General features: G+C 30.0%; 24 protein-coding genes and 3 tRNA genes. 19 read left to right on the forward strand and 8 right to left on the reverse strand.

What is annotated here, in order from left to right:
* The first annotated feature begins 80 nt into the window (after positions 1-80).
* Together AWE51_RS26025 and AWE51_RS01950 are read left to right on the forward strand one after the other, a co-directional pair.
* On the forward strand, positions 81-1,310 hold the full coding sequence (locus AWE51_RS26025; protein WP_082832277.1) for an AAA family ATPase: 1,230 nt from the start codon (positions 81-83) through the stop codon (positions 1,308-1,310).
* A 4-nt stretch (positions 1,311-1,314) separates the two neighbouring features.
* Positions 1,315-1,983: an HNH endonuclease gene (locus AWE51_RS01950; protein WP_066308742.1), complete on the forward strand. Its 669-nt coding sequence runs from the start codon at positions 1,315-1,317 to the stop codon at positions 1,981-1,983.
* 18 nt (positions 1,984-2,001) lie between these two features.
* On the opposite strand, the gene AWE51_RS01955 is transcribed toward AWE51_RS01950, so the two are convergent.
* The 4 genes from AWE51_RS01955 to AWE51_RS01970 form a co-directional block, all read right to left on the reverse strand.
* On the reverse strand, positions 2,002-3,285 hold the full coding sequence (locus tag AWE51_RS01955) for a phage integrase SAM-like domain-containing protein (protein WP_066308745.1): 1,284 nt from the start codon (positions 3,283-3,285) through the stop codon (positions 2,002-2,004).
* A gap of 147 nt (positions 3,286-3,432) precedes the next feature.
* Positions 3,433-3,506 (reverse strand) — tRNA-Arg (locus tag AWE51_RS01960).
* Positions 3,507-3,521: 15 nt separating this feature from the next.
* Positions 3,522-3,596 (reverse strand) — tRNA-Pro (locus tag AWE51_RS01965).
* Positions 3,597-3,613: 17 nt separating this feature from the next.
* Positions 3,614-3,697, reverse strand: a tRNA-Ser gene (locus AWE51_RS01970).
* A gap of 260 nt (positions 3,698-3,957) precedes the next feature.
* On the opposite strand from AWE51_RS01970, the gene AWE51_RS01975 reads away from it, so the two are divergent.
* From AWE51_RS01975 to AWE51_RS01985, 3 genes are all read left to right on the forward strand, one after another.
* The gene (locus tag AWE51_RS01975) at positions 3,958-5,553 is read left to right on the forward strand and encodes a hypothetical protein (protein WP_066308747.1); all 1,596 of its coding nucleotides are present in this window, start codon (positions 3,958-3,960) and stop codon (positions 5,551-5,553) included.
* Between the two features lie 84 nt (positions 5,554-5,637).
* Complete coding sequence (locus AWE51_RS01980; protein ID WP_066308754.1) at positions 5,638-6,645, forward strand: hypothetical protein; 1,008 nt, start codon at positions 5,638-5,640, stop codon at positions 6,643-6,645.
* Between the two features lie 141 nt (positions 6,646-6,786).
* Positions 6,787-7,230 carry a hypothetical protein gene (locus AWE51_RS01985; protein WP_157766003.1) on the forward strand — a complete coding sequence of 148 codons (444 nt, stop codon included), beginning with the start codon at positions 6,787-6,789 and terminating at the stop codon, positions 7,228-7,230.
* A 4-nt stretch (positions 7,231-7,234) separates the two neighbouring features.
* On the opposite strand, the gene AWE51_RS01990 is transcribed toward AWE51_RS01985, so the two are convergent.
* The 4 genes from AWE51_RS01990 to AWE51_RS02005 are packed head-to-tail and all read right to left on the reverse strand — an operon-like array spanning position 7,235 to position 10,738.
* The gene (locus AWE51_RS01990; RefSeq protein ID WP_066308759.1) at positions 7,235-8,413 is read right to left on the reverse strand and encodes a THUMP-like domain-containing protein; all 1,179 of its coding nucleotides are present in this window, start codon (positions 8,411-8,413) and stop codon (positions 7,235-7,237) included.
* Between the two features lie 13 nt (positions 8,414-8,426).
* Positions 8,427-9,515, reverse strand: a complete 1,089-nt coding sequence (locus tag AWE51_RS01995; protein WP_066308761.1) for an AI-2E family transporter — start codon at positions 9,513-9,515, stop codon at positions 8,427-8,429.
* Between the two features lie 54 nt (positions 9,516-9,569).
* Complete coding sequence (locus tag AWE51_RS02000; protein ID WP_066308764.1) at positions 9,570-10,085, reverse strand: TrmH family RNA methyltransferase; 516 nt, start codon at positions 10,083-10,085, stop codon at positions 9,570-9,572.
* Positions 10,086-10,093: 8 nt separating this feature from the next.
* A complete protein-coding gene (locus tag AWE51_RS02005; RefSeq protein ID WP_066308765.1) occupies positions 10,094-10,738 on the reverse strand; it encodes a DUF4159 domain-containing protein in 645 nt (214 codons plus the stop codon).
* A 46-nt stretch (positions 10,739-10,784) separates the two neighbouring features.
* Between AWE51_RS02005 and AWE51_RS02010 the strand changes: the two genes are divergently transcribed.
* The 14 genes from AWE51_RS02010 (at position 10,785) to AWE51_RS02075 (ending at position 23,648) form a co-directional block, all read left to right on the forward strand.
* Positions 10,785-11,504: a DUF1223 domain-containing protein gene (locus AWE51_RS02010; protein WP_066308768.1), complete on the forward strand. Its 720-nt coding sequence runs from the start codon at positions 10,785-10,787 to the stop codon at positions 11,502-11,504.
* 214 nt (positions 11,505-11,718) lie between these two features.
* The gene (locus tag AWE51_RS02015) at positions 11,719-12,159 is read left to right on the forward strand and encodes a T6SS immunity protein Tdi1 domain-containing protein (protein ID WP_066308770.1); all 441 of its coding nucleotides are present in this window, start codon (positions 11,719-11,721) and stop codon (positions 12,157-12,159) included.
* Between the two features lie 2 nt (positions 12,160-12,161).
* Entirely contained in the window at positions 12,162-13,265 is a 1,104-nt protein-coding gene (locus AWE51_RS02020; RefSeq protein ID WP_066308783.1) for a serine hydrolase domain-containing protein, read from the forward strand.
* Between the two features lie 79 nt (positions 13,266-13,344).
* A complete protein-coding gene (locus AWE51_RS02025) occupies positions 13,345-14,619 on the forward strand; it encodes a DoxX family protein (RefSeq protein ID WP_066308785.1) in 1,275 nt (424 codons plus the stop codon).
* Positions 14,620-14,716: 97 nt separating this feature from the next.
* Complete coding sequence (locus AWE51_RS02030; RefSeq protein WP_066308789.1) at positions 14,717-15,571, forward strand: helix-turn-helix domain-containing protein; 855 nt, start codon at positions 14,717-14,719, stop codon at positions 15,569-15,571.
* 95 nt (positions 15,572-15,666) lie between these two features.
* Positions 15,667-16,014, forward strand: a complete 348-nt coding sequence (locus tag AWE51_RS02035) for a hypothetical protein (protein ID WP_066308792.1) — start codon at positions 15,667-15,669, stop codon at positions 16,012-16,014.
* Between the two features lie 4 nt (positions 16,015-16,018).
* Positions 16,019-16,513: an anthrone oxygenase family protein gene (locus AWE51_RS02040; RefSeq protein WP_066308795.1), complete on the forward strand. Its 495-nt coding sequence runs from the start codon at positions 16,019-16,021 to the stop codon at positions 16,511-16,513.
* A 63-nt stretch (positions 16,514-16,576) separates the two neighbouring features.
* On the forward strand, positions 16,577-17,419 hold the full coding sequence (locus AWE51_RS02045) for an SDR family oxidoreductase (RefSeq protein WP_066308798.1): 843 nt from the start codon (positions 16,577-16,579) through the stop codon (positions 17,417-17,419).
* Positions 17,420-17,558: 139 nt separating this feature from the next.
* The gene (locus tag AWE51_RS02050; RefSeq protein ID WP_066308800.1) at positions 17,559-18,596 is read left to right on the forward strand and encodes an alpha/beta hydrolase family protein; all 1,038 of its coding nucleotides are present in this window, start codon (positions 17,559-17,561) and stop codon (positions 18,594-18,596) included.
* A 154-nt stretch (positions 18,597-18,750) separates the two neighbouring features.
* Complete coding sequence (locus AWE51_RS02055) at positions 18,751-19,197, forward strand: GNAT family N-acetyltransferase (RefSeq protein WP_082832279.1); 447 nt, start codon at positions 18,751-18,753, stop codon at positions 19,195-19,197.
* Positions 19,198-19,305: 108 nt separating this feature from the next.
* Entirely contained in the window at positions 19,306-21,180 is a 1,875-nt protein-coding gene (locus tag AWE51_RS02060) for a sulfatase family protein (RefSeq protein ID WP_066308805.1), read from the forward strand.
* A gap of 147 nt (positions 21,181-21,327) precedes the next feature.
* Complete coding sequence (locus AWE51_RS02065) at positions 21,328-22,284, forward strand: bifunctional helix-turn-helix transcriptional regulator/GNAT family N-acetyltransferase (protein WP_066308810.1); 957 nt, start codon at positions 21,328-21,330, stop codon at positions 22,282-22,284.
* A gap of 239 nt (positions 22,285-22,523) precedes the next feature.
* Positions 22,524-23,033 carry a DUF3124 domain-containing protein gene (locus AWE51_RS02070; RefSeq protein WP_066308814.1) on the forward strand — a complete coding sequence of 170 codons (510 nt, stop codon included), beginning with the start codon at positions 22,524-22,526 and terminating at the stop codon, positions 23,031-23,033.
* A gap of 3 nt (positions 23,034-23,036) precedes the next feature.
* Complete coding sequence (locus tag AWE51_RS02075) at positions 23,037-23,648, forward strand: MarC family protein (protein ID WP_066308816.1); 612 nt, start codon at positions 23,037-23,039, stop codon at positions 23,646-23,648.
* Positions 23,649-23,720: the final 72 nt, after the last annotated feature.

The raw sequence follows: 23,720 nt of genomic DNA on the forward strand, positions 1-23,720 counted from the left end.
AATTTGGATTTTTAAACGAGATATGAAAATTAAATGATATAACTTTTATTTCATATAGTTTGTTATAAGTAAAAACATAAATGGAAAATTTTATTAATGAAATAGATGTTTTGTCTGCAAGAAATGTTAATGATCTAAAGATTCCTCTTTCTTCTCATAAACGACAACATTTAATAATTACTGGTAAAAATGGCAGTGGTAAGACTAGTTTACTTTTAGAAGTGAGAAAATTTCTACATAGACTAGATGCTTTAGGCCAAAATCCATCAAATTCTCAAAAAATTATTCATTTCAAAGAATCTTTTGATAAAAAAGCTTTTTTCGAATCTAATAATGTTAGTAAAGGAAACGATATTTTTTTATTTGAAAGTTATGTGAGGGAGTTTGGTGGAACTATGATTGATTTTTCAAATACTTATGAGAAAATTCAAGAAAAAATTTTTAAGGGAGAATTCGTTTTAGCATATTTTTCTGCTAAAAGAGACGTAAAGATGGATGTCCCAAATGGTATTAAAAAACTAGATCTAAAAAAAAGATATCAATTACACGAAAAGGTTAATAATGATTTTATACAGTTTATAGTTAATCTAACGGCAGATAGATCATTTGCAAGAGATGATAATGAAAAGGATGTGGTATTAAAAATCGATGAATGGTTTGTTAGGTTTGAAAATAGATTAAAGACGTTATTCAATGATGAAAATTTGAAATTGAAGTTCGATAGAAAAAAGTACAATTATACTATTGAAGGAGGGCAAGGTGAACCGTTTAATTTCAATACTTTATCAGATGGTTATTCGGCAATTATAAGTATTGTGTCAGAATTACTTTTAAGAATGGAAGGTTATGGTAGTAAAGCTTATGATTTAGAAGGGGTTGTAATTATTGATGAAATTGAAACTCATTTACATGTGGAATTACAGAAAGCTGTATTACCATTTCTAATAGATTTTTTTCCTAGAATTCAATTTATAGTAACTACTCACTCCCCTTTTGTTTTATCCTCTATTTCAAATGCAACTATTTGTGATTTGGAATTTAGACTTGTTACTAATGACCTTACTAGTTACTCGTATGATGCCTTAATAGAAAGTTATTTTGGAATTGATAAATACTCCAATGAAGTAAAATCAAAGGTTTCTCAGTATGAAATTTTATTAGACAAATCCGAATTAAATGAAAATGAATTAGAAAATTTAAGAGAATTAAGACATTATTTTGATCATTCACCAAAATTTTTATCTCCTGAACTATTGGTAAAACTTCAAGAGATTAAACTAAAGGAAATCGTTAAGAAAAAAAAGAAATAATTATATGATTTATTTTGAAAAATCTCAACCAGCACCAGAATGTTTGGAGCAGCAAAAAGAAAAATCTCAAGGTGACTATAAGTGCGAAGGAGTATTAGAAAAACTAAAAGCGGATTTTAAAAATAAATGCTATATATGTGAGTTTAAAGAACCTGTAACTATTAATGTCGAGCATTTTAGACCACATAGAGGAAATAAAGACCTAATGTTTTCATGGGATAATTTATTTTGGTCGTGTAGTCATTGCAATAATACTAAACGTGATAATTTTGAAGACATGATAGATTGTACTGACATAAACGAAGATATTGAGAATCGTATTAAAATTATAATGCTCCCATTTCCAAAAGAGAGTGTGAGAATAGAAGCTTTAGATGAGCGTTTATCAACAAATACGACTGTAGAATTACTAAATGAGGTATTTAATGGTACAACCAAATTAAAAACGATTGAAGCTAGTAATTTAAGAAATAAGGTTCTACGCGAAATATTGGAATTTCAAAAATGTTTGCTTGATTACTATGAAGAGGGTTTTGAAGAAGATGATAAAGAATACTTTTTAGCTAACATAAAAAGGCATCTTAAGAAATCGTCAAATTTCACATCTTTTAAAAGAGGGATAATCAAAGAAAATGAAGCGTTCAAAGAGAGATTTGAACAATACTTTGATTAATTATCTATTTAAAACTAATTAAAATATTATCTGCAATACCTTTTTATGCTCTTTGTCTATTACGTTATAAGGTAATTTTCTTTGATATTTATAAGTGACACCTTCGGGTTTATGGCCCTGAATTTGCATAATAACTAATGTGTCTATTAATAACTCTCCGGATAGAGATCGGTATATATACCTTGGTGACTTAGTTTTAATTTTTTCTTTAAATTCAAGTTTTTCAGATACTCTACTTAAAATCTTGCTGATATTATTTCTAAATTCTGTATAATGTTCTGTGTCTAAACTTGGAATGAATGAGAAAATATTCTCATTTGTCTTGTCTCCGTACTTTTCTATTACATATAAAGCGTAATGAGATAATAGATTATCAACTGTAGGCCCACCATTTGGTTTATTTCTATTTTTATAGCGCTTAAATGATATTCTAGTTTTATTAATGTTCTTCCATTTTAGATTCGTTATGTCTGCAAAATCAAAACCTCCTAGGGCTATTTGAAATAACCACAATTCTATAGCTCTAATGCGTGATAAAGCATTTTTTTTAGTAATTCCTGTATTGTTATCAAGTTTAACACCTTCTTCGGTAAAAAGCTTGTATTCTTCTAATAATGGAAATAGTTTTTTTATATCTTCGATAGAAATATCAATAACTTCTTTTGTTGTAGTGTTATTTATGATGCCAAGAAAAGGGTTGTCCTTTTTGATATTTAAAGATTCTCTTTTCTGAGCTTCTTTATAAACAGCCCTCATTTTTTTTAGGTAAAAATTTACACCTCCAGCTCCTTTTTTAGTTGTAGTTTTTTTAAATCTTATGAAACTATTTAACCATTCATAATCAATATTATTTATGAGTACATCTTTTTCATTTTCATATTCCAAAAAGTACTTTACTTGTGTTCTAGTTTCTTTATAAGCCTTAGTTGATTTAGATAGTTCTTCAAGTTCATGAATTCGTGTATCAAAAAACTCTAAGAATTTAATACCCGAATCATTTTGTATTTGTTGTATTCTTTGTTTGAGTAGAAAAATTTCTAATTCTGGATTATTATTTAGACCCTTTTGGATAATTTCTACTGAAGAATCTAGATCTAAGTTTAGCTTGTTACAATATTCAACTTCTTTCTCAAGGTTTGATAGTCTATTAGCTATTTCAGAATCTATTTTTAGGGTTTTACTATTTTGATATTTTTTTAATCCAATATATTTGTATTTCCTTTTAGAATAAACCTCTATCTTAATAGGGTAACCCTTTGCGGTTTTTCTTTTAGTCTCTACAATTATACTGGCTTCAATCATGATTCTAAATTGTCTAACAATTGTCGAACAAATCTAGTATTTTTTACTATAAATTACTATAATTTGGACTATTTCGCATAAAAAGAAGTGTATTAAGAATTGCCTAAAAACAAGCAAACCCACTGAAAATCAGTAGGTTTGTACTTGTGAGCCCGATAGGATTCGAACCTATGACCGCCTCCTTAGAAGGGAGGTGCTCTATCCAGCTGAGCTACGAGCCCGTAACTCTATTGTAGTCGGGGTGGCAGGATTCGAACCTGCGACCTCCGCGTCCCAAACGCGGCGCGATAACCGGGCTACGCTACACCCCGAGAAAAAAACAAAAATGCGGAGAGACGGGGACTCGAACCCCGGCGACACTTGCGCGTCGACAGATTAGCAATCTGCTCCATTACCACTCTGGCACCTCTCCAAAATCTTGTTAAGAACTCCGCATTAATATTTCAAATGCGGATGCAAATGTAGCTTTTATGTATCTACAATGCAACATTTTTTTAGCATTATTTTTTATTTAATTTCAAGTTTTTTTTAAAAAGTTGAAAATCAGTTTTTTCATATTTTTTTTATGGTATATAGTTTGTACTAAAATTACCTAAAGAAACTCTTTTTATATATTTGTATACTATTGACCTATTATACGATGTTATGAGTATTTATAAAAATGACACAAAAATGAATCCCAAATTTATTTTCTTACTAGCGCTTTTTCTTACAACTTCTGTTTTTGCTCAGAAACCTGTATTATTAGAAGATTTTACATTTAAAGTAGGAGAGAAGTACAAGAGAATCAAAAGTTCCAATACCTATAATATTGCTTCAGGAAATAGGATGGTTTCTATTAAGAAAGGTAGAAAAAATATGACGATCCAAAGATATAACCTTGATGATCTTAAAGAAGATATAAAAAAACGACAAGTTATAGAAGATAAAGGGAATTTTCAATCCGTAATGAAACTAGGAGAAAATGCAGTTGTTTTTTATACCATCAAAGATCGAGCTTATGGTCAAAAAATATCTCCAACGGGAATTATTGCAAAAAAACCAATACTACTAGTTAGTGATAAGGAGAATATAGATAGAGATTTTGGTTTTAAAAGTACTTATGGGTTTGATGCAGGAGGAAGGATTAATAAGTTTGCATTTAAAAAATCTCCTGATGGTAGAAAGTTATTAGTACTATTTAGAGTAGAAACAAGTGATCGTAAAGCGGATAAAATAGGAATTACTGTATTTAGTGATGGACTCAATCTTTTATGGAGAAGAAAAGTTATACTTCCGTATGCATCCGATAAGATTCAGAATGAAGACTTCATGATAGATAATAAAGGTGATTTCTATATGACTGCTTCTATTTTTAATGAATCTCTTGAAGAAAAAAATAAATTAGAGTCGACATATCATACAGAAGTATTTAAGATTACCGAAAAACAGAAGGAAATTGTTAGAAGTAAAATCGATATCCCAGGAAAATCTATTATCGATGGGGTAGTAGAAGCAGATAAAGGTGGAGTAGTAAGAGTAGCAGGACTTTATGCTAACAACGATAATAAAGCCGAAACTTCTGGAGTGTTTTCTGCACGCTTAACAGATGATGGTACAATAAGTACGCTCATAAAAAGTGATATTCCTGATGATAAGATACAAGCCCTTATAGTAAATAGGGAAGCTCGTATTAACGAAGGAACTCAAAAAGAAAATGATAAAAAAGATTTAGAAGATTTAAGAGTTAATGATGTTTTATTTAATAGTGACGGCAGTGTTACGGTATTTAGTGAGCAACGTTTTGTAGAGGCTTTTACAACTTCTAGTTCTTCTGGTTCAAGAACTACATATAAATACTACTACAGAGATATTTTTGCATTTAAAGCAACAAAAGAAGGTCAAATGTCATGGATGCATAAACTACCAAAATATCAATTAGGAACTATTGGTAAACGAAGTATGTCATATATGAATTTTGTAAATGCAGGTAAACATTATCTGTTTTTTATAGACGATTTTACAAACCTAAAACGATCTTTTGAAGAAACTCCTACGCGATATTTTGATGGAAAAAAAGAGTTTATTTATTTAACTTCTTATATTATTGATGATGCAACCGGAGAGGCAACAAAAGAGGCTATCTTAACAGGAAGTGATATAAGAAATGCAAGATTAGATGTGTTAGAGCTTACCAAAGCGCCTTTTTTACCCAATAAAGATATTATTCTTGAGGCTTTTGATGGTAAAAAAAATAACCTATTACTTAAAATTTCATTAGCAAAATAAATCCGGATTTATTTACTTCGTGAAATAAACATTGTGAAATAGTATAGATACTATTCATTTATTCTAAAACTAACAAAATCAACTATGAAAAACATTATAATAGCCGTATTATTGGCTTGTATTGGTACGTCGCACGCGCAAATAAATATTGGTAAAAGTAAGTCCCCTATTAATTTATATGTATCAAAACATAAGCAAGGTGTTTTTGATAAAGTTAAAAGTGCAAAAACATTATTTGTAGTTCCAAAAGTAGTGGATGCAGAAAAGTTTAAAGCACTAATTTCTGAAGTTTGGAATTTCAATGAAACTCTTTTTGTAGATCAAGATACATTCAAGGAAAATTTAGAAAAATATATCTCACAGGGTAATTCAATTATTCAATTAATTGACAATGGATATACAAAACAAAAAACGGGCGGAGTTATGGGCCCAGGAACAAGAACCGTTGGAGAGTATATCGTTTTTAAATTTATGATGACTTCAAATTACGAAAATATCAAAAAAGGAAAAAAAGGAAAATTGAAATACGACTATCTTAATGTAGCCGAAATATTCTTTACACCCAATATTAGATATCGTCAGGATATAAGTTCCAAAATGCGAATAGGAAGCATGGATAAGATTAATGCAAAATATGGAGAAGAACCAGGCTTTTATAATTTTAATATGGGGTACATAAAAAATTATTTTCAAGAGTTAAATAGAAGACTGTCTAATTCTGAAAATTTAGTAATCGAAGATGGGATAAAAAAAGAAGACAAGATTAAAGAATTAAAAGAAAAGACATTATATGCACCTAAATGGATATTAAAGAAATATAATGCATTAGCCGCCACTTGGGGTAAAACCAGAACGGCTGAAGATATATTTGGAAAATATAATCATAAATATGAAATTATAGATAATGAAGAACTAAGCAATAAAATCATTAATGGCGAAGATTTTTATTACTTAATGCATACTCAATTTAATCAAAAAAAGATAATTTCTATTATACATAGCTTAACAGGTGAGATTATCTATCTAAAAGAAGAAGGTTCATATAATTTAACAGATTCAGATATAAAAGGATTCGCTAAAATTATCAAATAGATACATTTTTAGTAGGGTTAAGAGTTTTTTTTCAAGTTCTTCTTAACCCTGCAACTTATTTCTAAATAAACCGTTCTTAAGACAATATAACTTTATAATTTTTTCATGCAGTATTTAATTTTTATATTTTCTATTTTGTGTATGAATTCTACTAATGAGATTGTTAGTGTAGAACAAATACGTGATTCTTATAAAGTATGTGATCAATCTTCAGAACATGCAGAGCGATTTTATGAGCTAACCGAAAAAGCATTAAAAAATGATGGTGCTATTTATAAGGGTTATCATGGAGCTGCATTAGCTTTAAAGGCTGCCAATTCTTGGAATCCTTTTAATAAAATGTCTTATTTTAATAAAGGTAAAAAGATGATCGATAAATCTATTGACTTAGAACCAAAGAACATAGAGCTTAGGATGATTCGACTTAGTATTCAATCAAATGCTCCTAAAATAATAGGGTATTATAAAAATATTGAAGAGGATAAAAAGTTTATACTTGATAATGTAGCATCTATTTCTTCAATGTACTTAAAAGAATATATAGAAGGGTTTATAGCGCACTCTGATGTGTTTTCTAAGTCTTAATGATTCATTTTTTACAATGAATAACTATTTTTTTGTTATTCATATCCGTCGTAAAAAATAAATAATTTTCTCCTCCATCCTTAATTTTAAGTTTTTTTCTTATTTGAGTTACAGATTCGGGAAAGTTACGGGTAGTGATATTGGCTTTTTGAATTCCTAACTTAGCAAGTATTTTTTTTTGATAAGGATGTATAGATTCAATTTTAAAACACCTGCCGGGGAAATCAATTTTATGGTCAGCTGTATATAGGTGCGAATGTTGATGAAGCTTTTTTAATCCAAAAGCACTAGCGATACTTAAAAAACCACTACTTTTTAAAATAGCAGCATTAGGCTCGTATAAATACGTTTCAGGATCTCCTAAAGATAATAATTGTTTTGGCTCATCTTTTAAGAGAAAAATAAACTCTTCTTCGCCAGTTTTCTTTATGTTTTTTGTGATCATTGTACAATCACCATCAAAAGTGCTATCTAAAATCCAAAGTAATTCTTTGACCTCATTATTAACGGCAATAACATGTATTTCTTTAACAAATTGTAATGACTTTAAACCACTATTAATATCTAATAATGGGGAGGTTTTAATGGCTATATTTTTGGTTTTACTAAAAAGAAACGTAAGGTTAACAGGTACATTAGGAATGCAGTCTTCAAGAAAGAAAACTTTACCTTTGTGTTCATGTCTTCTTGATGGGTCAATGTAAATCCAATCTACAGTATCTAATGTGGATAGTGTTTCTAATCCGTCCCCAACAGAAGATGTTATGTTTATGGCTTCTAGGACAGAGAAATTGTGATGTGAAATATGACTTAATTCTGGATTTAATTCACAATGAATTACATGTTTCATTTGTTGAGAAAAAAAGTAATCATCAATACCAAAACCACCAGTAAGATCGATTAAAGTGTCACCAGAAACTAATTTACTTTTATAGTACGCAGTTTTTTCGGATGAAGTCTGCTCTAGATTTAATGTTGGAGGATAATAAATTCCAGATTTTGAAGACCAAGTAGGTAGTTTTTCTTTGGCTTTTAAGCGACCACTGATCTGCTGTGCAAGTTCTTGAGATGTAATATCTTCAAAAGGACTTCCTTTTAAAATCAAGGCGCTTAAATCAATTGACGTATTTGATTTATCAAAAATAAATTGTTGCACTTCTTTATGTAAAACCTTTAAATTCAATCTAGAAACTTTCTTATAAATCTTTAGTAAGTTTTTTTACAATTTTATATTCTGATAGCGATTCTTTTGCAATTACTTTAATAGCAGTGTAAAAAGGTACAGCAACAATTAATCCCCCTATTCCAAACAATAAACCAAAAATTAGAATAGCAAGAAAAATTTCTAAAGGATGTGATTTTACACTTGTCCCAAAAATCAAAGGTTGATTTAAGAAATTATCAATGAGTTGTATAATCAAATACCCAATTAATATATAGCTTAATTTGGGTAGTATTATGGTAGAAAAATCAGATCCTAGGTTGCTGGTTACTGCTAAAATTAGTACCAAAACTGCTCCGAATAAAGGTCCAACATAGGGGATTAGATTAAGAATTGCAGCTATTAATGCTACGGCGATGGCATTATGAACGCCAAAAATTAATAGTAAAACAGTATATAATATGAATAAAATAGATACTTGCAGAAGAAGACCTACAAAATAACGAGATAATAAATCCTTGATCTTAGTAAATGCTCTCATAAACTTATTTTCATCTTCTTTTTTAGCAAAAACCAATAAACTATTTTCTAGTAATAAACTGTCTTTTAGTAGGAAAAACGAGATAAAAAGAACAGAGAATGTACCTATTAAAACTGCACCAAAACCGCTTAAAAAAGAATTAATAGTATCAGGAATAGCTTTTAGATCAAAAAACTGCATTAGATCTGTTTTCTTGATAAGTTCTAAAAGGCTTAATTTTTCAACATTAAAGTAATCGCTTACTTCCTGATTAAACCGATCTACATCATCGCCCAGTCTATTTACATCTATTTCTCCTATTAATTGTCCTTGCTCTACAACGATAGGAACGAAAAGCATAAAAATGCTGAAGAATAATCCTATAGTAATAAATAAGGTAAATACAACGGCAAGTGTATTATTAAACTTAAGTTTCCTTTTTAGAAAAGAGACTAATGGTCGTCCCATTAGAGAGATTACTGCAGCAAAGGCAATATAGATAAGAACAGATTGTATTTTATATAAAAACCATAGTAATATTAGTATCCCTACTATGATAGCAACTGCTCTTAATATGCCATAAGCCAGTGTTTTAGAATTCATTTTTTTTACGTTTATGAGTGATGAATACTCAAATTTACAAAGTTTTATTGCTTTTTAGGGGGTAAGCATTTGTTTTGTGATTTCATAAAGCGCAATTCCTGTAGCTGTAGCCACATTCATACTACTATTATTACCATACATGTTAATATGAATACTTTGATCTGCAAGGTTTAACACATCTTCGGATACTCCAAAATTTTCTTCGCCTAGTACTATTGCTATTTTTTTTGACAATTTGGCGTCTATAAGAGAGACAGGAATACTGCTTCCTGTAATTTCTAATGCTATTATAGTATACCCTTTAGCCTTTAAATTTTTTACGATAGTAATAGTTTTTTCGGCTTTATGATAAGGAACAATTTCGTGAGTAGATCTTGCTGTTCGTTGCATGCGTTTGCTAGTCACCTTTATATCGTTACCACAAAAGTAAATTTGTTCAATTCCAAAGCTATCTGCAATTCTAAATAAGCTCCCTATGTTGGCAGGTGAATTTACTTGATCACAAATTAAAGTTATTGGAAACTGTTTTTTGGTAAATATTTGATTACCATGATGTAATTGTTCACTCATGTATAAATTTAATTCTCAAAGGCATACTTAATAATATTCGCTCCCATTTTTAAGGCTTTCAAACGAACATCTTCCGGATCATTATGTACTTCTGGGTTTTCCCAACCATCACCAAGATCACTTTCAAAAGTAAAAAGTAATACAAGACGATCTTCATGTATGATACCTAATGCTTGTGGACGTTTTCCGTCATGTTCATGAATTTTAGGTAAGCCTTCAGGAAAATCATATTTCGAAGAAAAAATAGGATGTGATACTGGTATTTCTTTTAATTCTTTATCAGGAAATACTTTTACCAACTCTTTTTTAATATAAGGTTCCATCCCGTAATTATCATCAATATGCAAAAAACCACCACTAAGAAGATAATTTCTTAGATTTTCTGCATCCTGATCAGTAAAAAAAACATTCCCATGACCAGTCATATGTAAATATGGATATTGAAAAATATCTACACTTTCTGGTTTAACTGTTTTGGGCTTAGCAGTAATACGAGTATTTATGTTTTGATTACAAAATTTAATAAGGTTGGGTAATGCTGTAGGATTACTATACCAATCACCACCACCTTTATATTGTATTACAGCTATATCCTGCGCTTGCAATGTACTTGATAATAGTAGTAAAATCAATAACCCTGTAAGTTTACTCATAGAAAACGTCTAAATAATAAAATCTAAAAGTACTAAAATTATGTTGATGAAAAAGAAGCTTTTGATGATATTAATAAGCATTTGTTCTTTGCCTCTAAGTGCACAAAGTAATAATGATACTGCTGTGGTGTTAGAGTTATTTACATCTCAAGGATGTAGTAGTTGTCCTCCGGCAGATGAATTGCTCGATGAAATTAGAGAAGAATATCAGGATCAGAATGTTTTTGTTTTATCATATCATGTTGATTATTGGAACCGTTTGGGCTGGAGAGACCCTTTTAGTACGCAAGAGTTTAGCGATTACCAAAGAGATTATGGATCACAATTTCGCAGTAGATCTATATATACTCCACAGCTAGTGGTTAACGGAAGCGAACATTTTACAGGATCCAACCGCTATAAAGCTAGTGATGCACTTAAGAAATATACAAAAGCCAAAACAACAAATAGTATAAACGTAAATAATCTAAAGCAAAACGGAAATTCACTATCTTTTGATTATCAGGTGAATGGGCCTGATTTTAATACGATTACTTTAGCTTTAGTAGTATCTGAACGTACAACAAATATAGCTAGAGGAGAGAATCGTAATAGAAAATTGAAAAACACCAACATCGTGGCAACCCGAACAGTAAAAAGGGATACTAATGGGATGGTTGCAATTACAATCCCGAATTGGGTTAATAAAAATGATAAATTATCAATTATAGGGTACACACAAGATACTTCTTTAAGAACTACAGGAGCTACAAAAGTGGATATCTAGTTATACAATATGCATTTGCTTAAAGCCGATCAATTACGAAAATAATTGATCGGCTTTTTTTATTTAATTAAAATAATCTAAACTTGAATTCTTTTTCGTTTTTTTAAGACATTAATAGTGATTATTTTTCGAACAAAACAATCTATAATTTTAATATAATAATATGTTTGCAAATGGTAATGTATGTATTTTTACAGATGCCTAATTAGAAAATATGATTGCAGAAATAAATAACTCATGGAATTGGAAAGGATTTACAGCAATTGAAGTAATTCGGACAAATGAATTTGGAAATATTATTTTCAAAACTGATAAAAATGAATATTGGAGACTTTGTCCTGAAGAAATTAGCTGTGAAAAAGTTGCAAACAACGAATCTGAATTCATTAAAATTTCCAGTGCATCTGAATTTATTGAAGATTGGGAAATGACTAATTTGGTTAAAATAGCAAAAGGTCAACTTGGCGAATTAGAGCATGATCAAAAATATTGTCTAAAATTAGCAGCTGTAATTGGTGGGCAATATGAAAAATCTAATCTTGGGAAGATAAGCTTTTCGAAACTTATTTCTTTAAGTGGAGATTTAGGTTTTCAAATTAAAGATTTAAAAGATGGACAAAAAATAAAAATGGAAGTAAAACATTTAAAAAAATGAAGATGACAAAAAACAAAACATCGAGATTTATTTACTTTTTTTATTTAGTTCTAATAACTACAAGTTGCATAGCTCAGAACCAAAATGTAATTAAAAATCTAAAAGGATTTGAAATTTCATCAGATACCATAAGTCTTTTTCTCAAATCTAGAATGGATACCTTAAATATCCCTGGACTCTCAATTGCGATTATAAATGATAGTAAAGTGGTGTATCATCAAACGTTTGGATATGCAAATCTTGAAAAGAAAATACCAGTTACTAATACTACTATTTTTGAAGGAGCATCAATGTCTAAATCAGTTTTTGCATCTTTTATTATGAAATATGTCGAAGAGGGTAAATTGGATTTAGATAAACCATTATTCCAATATTTAAATTATCCAGATATTGAGTACGATGAGAGGTATAAAAAGATTACGGCTAGAATGATATTAAGTCATAGGTCCGGTTTTCCTAATTGGAGAGAAAATGAAGAAGATAAAAAGCTTAAAATTAAATTTGAACCAGGAACAGCATACGAATATTCTGGAGAGGGATATCAATATTTATCAAATGTATTGAAGCATTTAGAAAAAACCGATTGGCACGGCCTAGAAATAATCTTCCAAAATAAGATTGCAAAACCTCTAGGGATGAAATACACAACTTTTATTCCAACTACTTATGTCAATGAACATAAAGCAGAGCCTTATACTAACGAAAAAAAATGGATAGATTGGAAAAACAATTATTGGTATAAAAAAGATAAGGATAAATTCGTATCAGCATCATCTATTCATTCTGAACCATTAGATTTTTCTAAATGGATGATTGCAACGATGAACAAGAAGCTTTTATCTGAAGAAAGCTATCAGGAATTGTTTAAACATCACTCAACAGTATCAACATTATCCTCTGGGATGAATATTTATTATACTTTAGGTTTTGTAACGGCCGATAAGCCGTATAATACAACATATTTTCATGGTGGCAGCAATGACGGTTTTACATGTTGGTATTTAATGGATATAGAAAAAAAATGGGGATATGTACTTTTTACAAATTCTGAAAATGGCGAAAAGTTGGGCAATGAAGTATGGGATTATTTCGAAAAGGAGTATTAGATATGTTTTACAGATATATGATATATAATCAAACTAGAGGTTTTATTTTAAATTATTGTAGAAAAACTAAAAATGTTAAATGATTAATTTAAAAAAAACTAGGCAGAGTTTCTTAAATAAATTTTTTCTTAGATTTATATTTTTATATCTTATATTTTATATATACCCTTATGGTTTTGAGTATGTTAATGAGTTAAATACAGATGATATTTCTTTTTGGAAAGATATTACTATTTGGTTTGGAGAATTTATTCTTGGTTGGGAGTTTGATAAAGAATACCTTCTTAATGGTTTTGATTCTAAATATGACTATAGCAGGTTTTTGCTAATAACTTTACTTTCAGTATTCGGCGCTACTATTTGGGTATATATAGATTCAAAAATTGAATTTAAGTATGATTCAAAGTTAAAAACTCTCACTAGGACAATTCTTAGGTATCATGTAGGGTTAACCCTTATAATTTATGGATTGGCAAAGGTTTTTATGCTTCAGTTTGGAGAAATGGATCTGGATACACTCGAAAGAACGGTAGGAGATCATACAGGAATGGGCTTTTTATGGATTTTCATGAGCCATTCTAAGGTATATACTATGTTTACAGGTTGGGTTGAAGTAATAGGAGGAATTTTGTTGTTGTTTCGAAAATCTACTTTTCTCGGAGCATTCATTTTGTTCATAGCAATGATAAATGTAGTAATAATAGATATAGGTTATGATGTTAGAGTAAAGATGTTTGCTATTCATCTTTTATTAATGACCATTCTATTAATTAGTAATGATATTAAAAGACTGCTCAACTTTTTTGTATTTAATAAACCTGTAGACCCCATAATTGAATCGCCTTTATTTTCTAATGAAAAGATCAAGAAAATAGGTTACTTAATTAAAGGCTCTATATTGTTGTATTTTATTATTTCATGTTTTTTTACCTATTCTAATAGAATTCGTTCTCAAAAGAGAAATAAATATTCTTATATGACTGGTTTTCATAATGTAGAAGTACAAAAAATTAATGGAGATACAATACCTAGTTCAATGGGACATAGATGGAAAAGCATATCATTTAATGGAAACTCAAGAAGACCTGAATCACTCAAAATAATAAGTATAAATAATAAAAAACATACCTATTCTTTTAGTGTGGATACAATTCAGAAAACTATAATGTTCAAACTTATTAAGGATACTTTAGATGATATATATAAATTTCGATATAAAGAATTGCCTAGTGAGACGTTTGTTTTTCAAGGTTCTCATAAAGGAGATTCGATTTTGATCAAAACAAAAGTTAAAACTTTAAAAGATTATCGATTAACAAAAAATGGAATCCAATGGATTACAGATGAAAAGTAATTTTATAAAATAAAGGATATATATTATTTTATAATAGCGCCAGTTTTTATTTCTAAAAAAGAAGTCATTTTGTATTTTTAGCATTGAAAGCATTTCCATGACTCGAGATTTTATTCATATCAATGACTTTATTATTCTTGTTGAAGAAGCAAGTGCAAAAACCATAGAGGTGGACTCTTGTTATTTTGAAGAACCGTTAATTGCGATTGCTTTTTATGGATCAGGTAATGTTGATCTTTCAGTAAAATATGGACAAAAAAGAAAAGAATATCAGCACACCAAAGGATTAACGCTTTCTTTTTACGCAGATGAAAAGGTTGAATTTGAACATACGATAGCTCCAGATAAAGACTTAAAATGTATAGTGGTCGCTACTGCTATACATAATCTAGATCATTTACCTAACCAAGAAGGCGAAATTTTTGGAGAACTTTTGGCAGAATTAGTAAAACCTAGGGATCACTATGTAGAAGGACCAAGTTTTTTTATGACACCAGAGATGGAACAAATTATAGATTCGATTTTTGCTAATCAATATAAAGGTAAAACGAAGATGATGTTTTTTAGGAGTCAAATTACCACGCTACTTTCTCACTTTTTTGGACAACTAGCTTTAATGCAAGAACCTAAATTAAAATCAACTCATCGAGATAAGCTTAATGAGGTACGGGATATTTTGTTGACAAACCTAGAAAACCCTCCTTCACTTACAGAACTTTCTAAACAAATTGGACTTAATACTACTAAACTTAAAAAAGAATTTAAAGAAGTTTTTGGGGTACCAGTGTTCAAATATCTTCAAAATGAACGCTTATCAAATGCTCATAAACTTATACGTGATAAAAAAGCAACCGTACAGGAAGCAGCTTGGCAAGTTGGATATGACAGCTTGAGTTCTTTTTCTAATGCTTTTGCTAAAAAGTTTGGCTATAGACCTAGTCAAATTAAGTAACAAACTTTTCGAACAAATCATACTTCTTTTCGAATAAATTATTGCATCAATTTCTATAGACATTTGCTACATCAAACAATTAAAAATGTTGAATGATGGCAGTACTATTAAAATTTATTGTAGCATTAAGTTTATATCATAATACTGGGTTTACAACTTCTCAAGTAAGCAATGTTGGGTATGCTTCGATGTCTTCTACAGAAATAAACGTTGCAGATTCAATTAGAATTAAAAGCTTTCAAATACTTGAAAACAAATGCAACGTGTGTCATGCTAAACGAAATCGAAGACGATTATTTACTCTCGAAAACATGAACTCATTGGCAGATGATGTCTATAAACAAGTATTTGTTAAAAAAAGAATGCCAAAAGGCAAGAAAATCAAACTTACCAGCGAAGAATATCAAAATTTACTTAACTGGATTACATCCACTAAAAAATAAGTATATGGAACTATCTTTAAAATCTACAGTGCTCTTTTTAAGTCTTCTAGGAACAGGATTAACAGCAGGTCTATGCTTTACATGGTCGAATGCGATAACGTCAGGAATAGGGAGATTAGATAACCTTACATTTCTAGAATCATTTCAGGCTATGAATAGGGCTATTATTAATCCCAACTTCTTGATTGTGTTTTTTGGTCCAGTCATCCTACTTTTTTTAAATGTTTATTTAAGTAGAAACGAAAACCCTGCAGTCTTTTGGGTATTCTTTAGCGCTGCTATTCTCTTTTTTGTAGGGATTGGTCTGGTTACAGTTTTTAAAAATGTGCCTCTTAACGAAACCTTAGATAAGACAATTTTAACAGCAATGACCGAATTAGAATTATCTGATTTACGTAAAAGTTTTGAGAGACCTTGGAATCGTTGGCATTGGGTGAGAACACTTACTTCTTTTATCTCGTTCTCATTACTACTAATAAGACTGCTGTTTATAAAGTGAAAGTCGTAAAAGATTTTAAATCAAATAAGTATAAAATAAATATTAATATTAAAGCAAATAAAAATGAAATTAGAAAACATCTTAGTAATAGGAGGAACAGGAAAAACAGGAAGAAAAATTGTTCACCTTCTTAAAGAGAGCGGTCATAATGTAAGAGTGGGCTCCAGATCGGCCCAGCCATCTTTTGACTGGCACCAACCAGGAAATTGGTCAAAGGCCCTTTCAGGTATGGATAAAGTATACATTACATACCAACCAGATTTAGCTGTACCAGGTGCTTTAGAAGCAATTGAAGAATTGGTTAATCAAGCTAGAAAATCATCAGTAAAAAAGCTAGTGCTTTTATCAGGAAAAGGAGAGCGGGAAGCAGAATTATGCGAACAAGTAGTGATTCATTCGGGAATCGATTATACCATAGTTAGGGCAAGTTGGTTTAATCAAAATTTTAATGAGAACTTTTTATTGGATCCAGTTTTAGATGGAGTTGTAGCGCTTCCTCAAGCAGAAGTCAAAATTCCATTTGTTGATACCGATGATATTGCAGAAGTAGCAGTTAAAGCAATTCTAGATGACAAACATAATGGGCAAATTTATCAATTAACTGGTCCAGAATTGTTGACCTTTAAGCAAGCTATTGCTACCATTGCAAACGCAAGTAATCGTGCAATAACTTTTGTACCTATTTCTATACAAGAATACTCTCAGGGTATGAGAGATGCAAATGTGCCAGAAGACTTTATCTGGCTGATAGAGTATTTGTTTACCGAAGTACTGGGGAATCCGAAGAATTCAGAAATAACAAATGATATAGAACAAGTGCTTAAAAGAAAACCAATCAGTTTTACCGAATATGCAGAAAAAGTTGCAGCTACAGGCGTTTGGAATAGCTTAAAAGAAACAGTATAGTTAATCATCCCTAAGAATCGTTAATACAGCTATTCTTAGGGATTTCTAAATATTAGTATTGATTATACTTTAATTTATGGCGACACTGTAACAATTTATGATTTGGTTTGTCTTTTACGGTAAACTGACAAACCAATAGATGAAAAATACACTTTTTATTTTAAGTATAATAACCTTATTTGTATCCTGCACTGAATCAAAAACGAAACCTTTTAGAATAGGGCAAAAATCAGTAACCTTTATAGATCAATCAAGAGATAGACCATTATTAACCGAAATATGGTATCCTACCTTAGATAGTGTGATCAAAAAAGAACCAAAAGAAAGTAGAAAAGCACTTTTTAAAACTATAGAAACAATACCCAATGCCACTATTTCTGACGAAAAGTTTCCACTAATCTTAGTATCGCATGGAACGGGAGGTAACAGATTTTCGCTAACATGGTTTATCGAAAGAATGGTAAAAGAAGGATATATTGTGGTCTCCCTTGACCATTATGGAAACTCTACTTTTAATAAAATACCTAGAGAATTTGTAAAATGGTGGGAACGTGCTATTGATGTTCAATTTGTTCTCACAAATGTTCTTAAAGATAATGAAATTGGTACAAAAGTGGATACATCAAGAATTGGCGGAGTAGGTTTTTCCTTAGGCGGCTATACTAATATTGCATTAGCAGGTGGGTATGTTGATAGACAAGTTAAAGGTGATGAAAATGATGCAGAAAGAGAAATGCCTGCTGAGTTTCCTAAAACAGACGAAATCATAGATTTTGATACAGATAGCCTAATCGTTTCATCATATCATACCTATAAAGATCATGTAAAAGATGATAGGATTAAAGCATTTTTTGTAATGGCGCCCGCAATTGGGTTTGGATTTCATTCTAAAGAACAAACAAATAAAATATCTGCTCCTGTTTTTATTGTAGCAGGAAAAGGTGATGCAAATACATCTGTAAAAAATAATGCAGTAAAGTATAATGACTTAATTAAAACAAGTAAAATACATTTGTTTGGTAAAGATGTAGGACATTATGTTTTTTTAAATGAATCCACAGAATTTGGAAAACAAATAGCACCCGAAATTACAATTGATAAGCCTACAGTTAGCAGAAAAGCTATACATGAAGAGACGTTAGTGTTAGCCTTGGATTTTTTTAAGAATACGCTGTGAAACAATATCACTAGAACCTAGAGTAGATTTTTACAACCAAATAAAAAAGTTAACCGATTTTTTTATTGAATTTTAATATCTAGATATATTGCTCAATTAATATGGTACCCCTATTTTAGTAGATACATTTTGTGTATGAGTATAATGGTTTATTATGAAAGCAATAACAGTAAAACAAGCAGCAAAAGAAGATATTAATTGGGTGAATTCTCAATATAATACTATCAATTTTGTGAGTTCTAATTTCGAAAATGAATTTATCATTATAGCCAAAGTCGGAAATGAAAATGCAGGAATTGGTAGGTTAGTTAAAATCGACCCTACTAATATTGAACTTGGAGGAATCTATGTGTTGCCTGATTATAGAAAGTTAGGTGTTGCAGATGCTATAGTAAGAGAACTATGTAACAAAAAACCTTTTAAACAAGTTGCAATTTGGTGTTTACCTTTTGAAAATTTACATGATTTTTATGCTAAGTTTGGATTTAAGAAATTTCAGAACAAAGAAGTGCCTGATGAAATAATTAGTAAGCTTAATTGGTGCAATTCGGATAATAAATATGGAAAAAAAGTAATACTTCTATATAAAGAGGTATTATAAATTGAGTAAAAAAATCATTAGCTTCGACTATCTTGATATATAATTTGATAGTCAAGTAACAAGTTTATAGACTGGTTAAGAATTAGAATGGTGCTAACATTACAAATTATGAAATATTTTCAAAGGTTATGTTTAATCTTACCAATACTACTTGTTTTATTAACTTCTACTATTTCATGTAATAAAACGAAGACTAAAATTGAAAAACCAAATATAGTTTGGATAACCTCAGAAGACAATTCAAAACATTATCTAAAGATGTTTGATGATAATGGAGTTGCGACTCCTAATATTGAATCATTAGCAAATCATGGCATAACATATAGTAGAGCATTTTCAAATGCCCCGGTTTGTAGTGTGGCTCGTTCGGCTATAATTACAGGAAGTTATGGACCAAGAATAGGAGCACAATATCATAGAAAACTTAAAATGGTTCCCATGCCAGATTCTTTGATGATGTTTCCAGCATATTTAAGAAATGCAGGATATTATACAACTAACAATAACAAAGAAGATTATAATATTAAAAAAGGAGATAGTGTATGGGATGATTCTTCTAAGAATGCCTCATGGAGAAACAGAAAACTAGGACAACCCTTTTTTCATGTCTATAATATAGGTATTACCCATGAAGGAAGTCTGCATTTTACAAAAGAAGAAATGATGTTGAATTCTACCAAAACTGGAGAGAATACATTTAAAGTACAACCAAACCATCCAAATACTAAAATTTTCAGATATACCAATGCACTTTATCGCGATAAGATGCAGGAAATGGATACTAAAGTGGGTGAGGTTGTTAAAGCACTTGAAGAGGATGGACTATTAGAGAACACATTTATATTTTATTTCGGAGATCACGGTGGAGCATTACCCGGAAGTAAAGGATATTTATATGAAACGGGACTTCATGTGCCTCTTATTGTTCATGTACCTGAAAAATACAAACATTTAGCTGGCAATGAAAAAGGGATTGTCAATAAAGGGTTTGTTAGTTTTATTGATCTAGCGCCAACAGTATTAAACTTGGCAGGAATACATATCCCTGAAAAAATTGATGGAAGAGCTTTTTTAGGAAAGAATATTAGCATAGATGAGGTAAATACTAGAGATGAAACCTACAGTTATGCTGATAGGTTTGATGAAAAATATGATCAAGTACGTGCAATTCGCAAAGGGAAATATAAATATATCAGAAATTATCAACCTTTTAATTATGATGGTATTTTAAATAATTATAGATATAAACAACTAGCCTTTAAAGAATGGCAGTCTTTATATGAAGAAGGTAAGTTAAATGATATACAAGCTGCTTTTTATAAAGAGCGCACCCCAGAAATGCTTTTTGATATAGAGTCCGACCCATATGAGACTAAAAATCTGATTTCACAACCAAAATATCATACTATTTCTAACGATTTGCGAGAGCGTCTTGATAAATGGGTGAAAGAAATGCCAGATTTGTCATTTTTCCCAGAACATTTTTTAATTGAAAAAGCAATTGAAAACCCAGTACAATACGGAAAAGAGCACAAAAAAGAGATTCATAAGTATATAGACATTTCAAACTTATGTCTATCAAAATTTGAAAGTGTAAAACAAGAGGTGATGAATAGTCTAACCTCAAAAGACCCATGGCAACGATATTGGGGATTAATTACTTGTAGTAACTTTAAAAAAGATGCTAGCGCTCTAGAGTCCATAATAAGAACAATTGCAAGTAATGATCCAGAAAATTTAAATCGTGTACGAGCTGCAGAATATTTAGGAATAATTAATGCCGAAAACCCTTCTGCTGTTATGATAAATACACTTTATAATTCTAAAAAACCTGCCGAAGCGCTATTGATATTAAATTCAATTATAGTAATGCAATCCAAGCGATATAATTACAAGTTTGATATACAATTAAAGAATATCGAAGAAGTTGTAAGCGAAAATTCTGAAGTTAAAAGTAGATTGGAATACTTAGAAGTATTATAGTTTAAATGTAAGGTATCAGTAGTTTTGTTGAATGAAAGAGAAACTTAGAGAACATTCTATTTTCTGAGCCCTATTTCAAAATTTACAGATGTGTTGTAATATTTTTAATATATTTGTAACTAGTTACGTATTTAAATACATATTAAAATGAATTTTGATAAAATCGGAGAAATGGCTCTAGGAAGTAGGTTAAGAGCTCTTAGTACTATAGTTTCAGAAGATGCCCAACGAATTTATAATCTTTATGGTGTCGCATTAAAACCTAAATGGTTTCCTGTTTTCTATTTTTTATCTAATCAAAATACAGGAAAATCAATTACTGCAATCGCTAATGAAATTGGTCATTCGCACCCCTCTGTCATTAAAATTGTTAGAGAAATGTCTAAAGTGGGACTCGTTTTAGAACAAAAAGACACTCTGGACAAACGTAAAAACAACATTGTGTTAACTCCTAAGGGTATAGACATGTCTATACAAATACAACAACAATATAAAGATGTTGAAAATGCAGTTAAAACTACATTAAATCAAACCACACATAATATTTGGTTAGCTATCCAAGAATTTGAATACTTATTAAACGAAAAATCTCTTTTAAAGCGTGTGATTGAACAAAAGAAAATTAGAGAGTCATCAACTGTAGAAATTATAGATTACACATCAAAATATCACACTGCATTTAAAGAACTAAATGAAGAATGGATCAAAACTTTTTTTAAAATAGAAGATGCCGATAGAAAAGCATTAGATGATCCTCAAAAATATATTTTAGATAGTGGAGGTAAAATTTTAGTTGCAATTCAAGATCAAAATGTTCTAGGAGTTTGTGCTTTGATTAAAATGAAAAATAAAAAGTATGATTATGAACTTGCTAAAATGGCTGTTTCTCCTAAAACACAGGGTAAAGGTATTGGCTATCTGTTAGGGAAATCTAGCATTGAAAAAGCAAAATCAATGGGAGCCAAAAGTATATATCTTGAAAGTAATACAATATTAAAACCTGCCATATCATTATATGAAAAACTAGGGTTTCAAAAAGTTGTGGGTATAGATACTCCATATGAAAGATGTAATATCCAGATGGAACTGTTGTTAGAAATTTAATTAAAATTTTTGTATTTCATAGGTAACCAAAAAAACATAGTACTGTTTATTATCTACAATTAATTTGTTTATAAATTCAAAATAGTAATGGTTCACATCGTAATAAATCATTAAATCTAATTTATCAATATTTTAGTAAAGTTAAATTGATTTATGTTGAATGCATTTTTAAAATCAAAAATTCATTTTCAATACTTATCTTTAACACGTATTTTGAGTACTAATAAAGTTAATCAGAAATGAAAAAAGGATATCTAATCTTTTTAATAGTAATTGTAGTTTTTAGTTGTAGCGAAAAAAAAGAAGCAAATTCAATCAATCCAGAAAACTGGGCAAAACGAAAAGCGACTATAAACGAAAAAGATTCTCTTGAAATTGGTAAATCGTATCTTTCAATTTATTCGCAGATATATAGTTTGACGGAGGATACAAAACATAATCTCACGGCTATGGCGAGTATGAGAAATACTAGTACAGTAGATACTATTTTTGTTTTAAAAGCTCAATATTTTGACACTCACGGTAAAGTAGTAAGAACATACTTTGAAGAACCGATTTATTTGGCACCAATGGAAACAACAGAGATTATAATTGATGAAATAGATATATCGGGAGGCACTGGTTCAAATTTTATATTTGAATGGAAAATCCCTAAAAATTGTCCCGAACCATTATTTGAAGGAGTTATGAGTTCTACAATGGGACAACAAGGCCTATCATTTACTACACAAGCAAAACGCATAAAATAATTTATGACAGAAATTATTACCACATTTTTTTTCCTAATAGCTGTAATAGACCCTTTAGGTTCTGTACCTGTATATCTTGAGGCAACAAAAGAGTTCGATAAAATTCATAAAAAGAAAATCGCAATTAGAGCTTCGAGTATTGCATTTATGATTTTACTTTTTTTTATTGTAATAGGACAATTAATATTGGAAGGCATGTCCGTTTCTCTTGATGCTTTTCAAATTTCAGGTGGAGTTATTTTGTTTTTATTCGCTCTTACCATGATTTTTGGAGATGGTAAACCAGCTAAAGAGAAAAGTCAAATCACAGATTACAAGCATGTTACAATTTTTCCTGTTGCCATTCCTTCAATCGCATCTCCCGGAGCGATAATGGCGGTAGTTTTATTGACTGATAATCATGTTTATTCAATAGAACAACAAGTCATTACTACATTTCTAGTATTAATCGTAATAAGCTTAACGACTTTAATACTTTTGGGGGCAAATTTGGTCCAAGAAAAGATTGGTAGTTATGGGATTACTGTTATTAGTAAAATAATGGGTTTAATACTAGCTTCATATGCTGTTCAAAGTATATTAAGTGGAATTAGTAATTATTTTGGTGGATCTTGATTTTTTTGACTCACAAATGGTTCATTAAAAATTAATATAATTATAAAGTTCTTGTTTAATAAATAAGGTTGT

The organism is Aquimarina aggregata, from assembly GCF_001632745.1.
GTDB classification, from domain to species: domain Bacteria; phylum Bacteroidota; class Bacteroidia; order Flavobacteriales; family Flavobacteriaceae; genus Aquimarina; species Aquimarina aggregata.

Bases quoted from the DNA above. Each gene is read 5' to 3' on its own strand.
- AWE51_RS26025 (WP_082832277.1), top strand. From the start codon at position 81: ATGGAAAATTTTATTAATGAAATAGATGTTTTGTCTGCAAGAAATGTT.
- AWE51_RS01950 (WP_066308742.1), top strand. From the start codon at position 1,315: ATGATTTATTTTGAAAAATCTCAACCAGCACCAGAATGTTTGGAGCAG.
- AWE51_RS01955 (WP_066308745.1), bottom strand. From the start codon at position 3,285: ATGATTGAAGCCAGTATAATTGTAGAGACTAAAAGAAAAACCGCAAAG.
- AWE51_RS01975 (WP_066308747.1), top strand. From the start codon at position 3,958: ATGAATCCCAAATTTATTTTCTTACTAGCGCTTTTTCTTACAACTTCT.
- AWE51_RS01980 (WP_066308754.1), top strand. From the start codon at position 5,638: ATGAAAAACATTATAATAGCCGTATTATTGGCTTGTATTGGTACGTCG.
- AWE51_RS01985 (WP_157766003.1), top strand. From the start codon at position 6,787: ATGAATTCTACTAATGAGATTGTTAGTGTAGAACAAATACGTGATTCT.
- AWE51_RS01995 (WP_066308761.1), bottom strand. From the start codon at position 9,515: ATGAATTCTAAAACACTGGCTTATGGCATATTAAGAGCAGTTGCTATC.
- AWE51_RS02000 (WP_066308764.1), bottom strand. From the start codon at position 10,085: ATGAGTGAACAATTACATCATGGTAATCAAATATTTACCAAAAAACAG.
- AWE51_RS02005 (WP_066308765.1), bottom strand. From the start codon at position 10,738: ATGAGTAAACTTACAGGGTTATTGATTTTACTACTATTATCAAGTACA.
- AWE51_RS02010 (WP_066308768.1), top strand. From the start codon at position 10,785: ATGAAAAAGAAGCTTTTGATGATATTAATAAGCATTTGTTCTTTGCCT.
- AWE51_RS02015 (WP_066308770.1), top strand. From the start codon at position 11,719: ATGATTGCAGAAATAAATAACTCATGGAATTGGAAAGGATTTACAGCA.
- AWE51_RS02020 (WP_066308783.1), top strand. From the start codon at position 12,162: ATGACAAAAAACAAAACATCGAGATTTATTTACTTTTTTTATTTAGTT.
- AWE51_RS02025 (WP_066308785.1), top strand. From the start codon at position 13,345: ATGATTAATTTAAAAAAAACTAGGCAGAGTTTCTTAAATAAATTTTTT.
- AWE51_RS02030 (WP_066308789.1), top strand. From the start codon at position 14,717: ATGACTCGAGATTTTATTCATATCAATGACTTTATTATTCTTGTTGAA.
- AWE51_RS02035 (WP_066308792.1), top strand. From the start codon at position 15,667: ATGGCAGTACTATTAAAATTTATTGTAGCATTAAGTTTATATCATAAT.
- AWE51_RS02040 (WP_066308795.1), top strand. From the start codon at position 16,019: ATGGAACTATCTTTAAAATCTACAGTGCTCTTTTTAAGTCTTCTAGGA.
- AWE51_RS02045 (WP_066308798.1), top strand. From the start codon at position 16,577: ATGAAATTAGAAAACATCTTAGTAATAGGAGGAACAGGAAAAACAGGA.
- AWE51_RS02050 (WP_066308800.1), top strand. From the start codon at position 17,559: ATGAAAAATACACTTTTTATTTTAAGTATAATAACCTTATTTGTATCC.
- AWE51_RS02055 (WP_082832279.1), top strand. From the start codon at position 18,751: ATGAAAGCAATAACAGTAAAACAAGCAGCAAAAGAAGATATTAATTGG.
- AWE51_RS02060 (WP_066308805.1), top strand. From the start codon at position 19,306: ATGAAATATTTTCAAAGGTTATGTTTAATCTTACCAATACTACTTGTT.
- AWE51_RS02065 (WP_066308810.1), top strand. From the start codon at position 21,328: ATGAATTTTGATAAAATCGGAGAAATGGCTCTAGGAAGTAGGTTAAGA.
- AWE51_RS02070 (WP_066308814.1), top strand. From the start codon at position 22,524: ATGAAAAAAGGATATCTAATCTTTTTAATAGTAATTGTAGTTTTTAGT.
- AWE51_RS02075 (WP_066308816.1), top strand. From the start codon at position 23,037: ATGACAGAAATTATTACCACATTTTTTTTCCTAATAGCTGTAATAGAC.